This is a genomic window from Halomonas sp. 707D4, from assembly GCF_024158685.1.
In the GTDB taxonomy this organism is placed as follows: domain Bacteria; phylum Pseudomonadota; class Gammaproteobacteria; order Pseudomonadales; family Halomonadaceae; genus Vreelandella.
Genome location: NZ_JAMZBD010000502.1, coordinates 1 through 2211 on the forward strand (window position 1 = coordinate 1; position 2211 = coordinate 2211).

Consider the following 2211-nt stretch of genomic DNA (forward strand, 5'->3'; position numbering starts at 1 on the left):
GGGTCGCGGGGGGCGTCTCGGTGGTCACGTTGGGCTCAGCTTCCTTCCAGAAAGAAAAAATTCGGCCCACCTGGAAAAGTGGGCCGAACAGTATAGCGCCTTCGCCATTGATTGGGCCAACCAGGGCGGGGTCGTCTACTTGACGTTCTGCTCCTGATCGCGAAGCTCCCGGCGCAGCACCTTGCCGACATTGGTCTTGGGCAGCTCGTCACGAAACTCGACGTGCTTGGGCACCTTGTAACCGGTCAGCTCCTTCTTGCACCAGGCACGCAGGGCCTCGGCGGTCAGCTCCTTGTTTTTCGAGACGACGAAGAGCTTGATCGCCTCGCCCGCCTCTTCGTCCGGCACCCCGACCACGGCCGCCTCGACCACGTCCGGGTGAGCGGCCACCACGTCCTCGATCTCGTTGGGGTAGACGTTGAATCCCGAGATCAGGATCATGTCCTTCTTGCGATCGACGATGCGGATGTAGCCATCCTCCTGCAGCACGGCGATGTCGCCGGTGTGGAACCAGCCGCCGTCATCGATCGCCTTGCGCGTCTCCTCGTCCTGGTTCCAGTACCCCTTCATCACCTGCGGGCCCTTGACGCAGAGCTCACCGGGCTCGCCCAGCGCCACGTCCGCACCGTCGGCATCCACCACCTTCACCGAGGTGCCGGCCACGGGCTTGCCGATGGTGCCGAGCTGGATGGCATCGGCGGGATTGAAGCTCACCACCGGCGAGGTCTCGGTCAGGCCGTACCCTTCCGCCACCGGGCAGCCGGTCACCTCTTCCCAGCGCTTGGCGATAGGCTTGGTGAGCGCCATGCCGCCGGAAATGGTGAGCTTGAGCTTGGAGAAATCGAGCGCCTTGAAGTCGTCGCGCTGGCACAGCGCGTTGAACAGCGTGTTGAGACCGATGAAGGCGGTGAAGGGCAGCTTCTTGAGCTCCTTGACGAAGCCCGGCAGGTCACGCGGGTTGGTGATCAGCACCGAGTGGTTGCCGGTTTCCATCAAAAACAGGCAGTTCACCGTGAAGGTATAGATGTGGTACACCGGCAGCGGCGCGATCACGAGCTCGCTGCCGTTTTTCAAATGCTGGCCAATGGCGAGCCGCGCCTGGAGCATGTTGGCGATCAGGTTGGTATGGGTGAGCATCGCCCCCTTGGGTCGCCCGGTGGTTCCGCCGGTGTACTGCAGCGCGGCCACGTCCTCGCGGTCGCGCTTGACCGGGGTGAAGCGCTGGCGGGCGCCGGCCTTGAGCACCTGGCGAAAGCCGATCGCCCCGGGCAGGCGGTAGGTCGGCACCATCTTCTTGACGTACTTGACCGCCGCGTTGATCACCCAGCGCTTGGGCACGTCGTGCAGGTCGGCGAGCTCGGTCACCACCACGTGCTCGAGGTCGGTCTGGTCGAGCACCTTGTCGAGCTTGTGCGCCATGTTGGCGAGAATCACGATCGCCTTGGCGCCGGAATCCTTGAACTGGTGGGCCATTTCGCGCTCGGTGTAGAGCGGGTTGGTGTTGACCACCACCAGCCCTGCGCGCAGCGCACCGAACACCGCCACGGGGAACTGCAGCACGTTGGGCAGCTGAATGGCGATTCGGTCGCCGGGCACGAGGGTGGTGTCGTGTTGCAACCAGGCGGCGAACCGGGCCGAGTAGTGGTCCAGGTCGTCGAAGGTGAGGGTCTTGCCCATGCAGCTGAAGGCGGGCTTGTCGCCGAAACGCTCGACGGCGTGGTGAAAGACATCCGTGACTGAATCGTACTGATCCAACCCTTCAAGCGCTGCGCCTTGCAGCATGGGGGCATCGGCGTGTTCGCTCATGGGCAATCTCCGCTATCCGTGTCGATAAGTGGACCGACCTTGTTTTTATGATGAAGCCAAATGACGCGTTACCGGGTCGCGCGTGGCAAGCATTCAAGATATACGAGGGGTGCCATGCTGTAAAACGGCTGCTTGAAACCACTGTTTCAACGTAGCCGCTAAAACGCCCGACCGCCGGTATGGGGTCAGTATGGTCCGTAACGCGCGCGAATGCTTCCCTGCTGCCAGACCAGCAGCTCGCCGGGCGCCATGGCGCTCCAGCGTTCATTGTGGGTCAAGGGCGCGGTGGCGATCACCGAGACCACATCGCAGGGCGTGGTGTGCTCGCTGAAATTGACCGTCATGTCCGCATCGGCGAGCTCGGCCTCGCCGAAGGGCGCCTGGCGGGTGATGTGCACGAGCTTG

At 63.2% G+C, this 2211-nt stretch carries 2 protein-coding genes; both read right to left on the minus strand.

Features of this window, described 5'->3' with window-relative positions:
- Nucleotides 1-135: 135 nt before the first annotated feature.
- Nucleotides 136-1806: an AMP-binding protein gene (locus tag BIS11_RS15810; protein WP_253425286.1), complete on the minus strand. Its 1671-nt coding sequence runs from the start codon at nt 1804-1806 to the stop codon at nt 136-138.
- 185 nt (nt 1807-1991) lie between these two features.
- A partial coding sequence (locus BIS11_RS15815; RefSeq protein WP_253586513.1) for a class II glutamine amidotransferase occupies nt 1992-2211 on the minus strand: 220 nt, incomplete at its 5' end.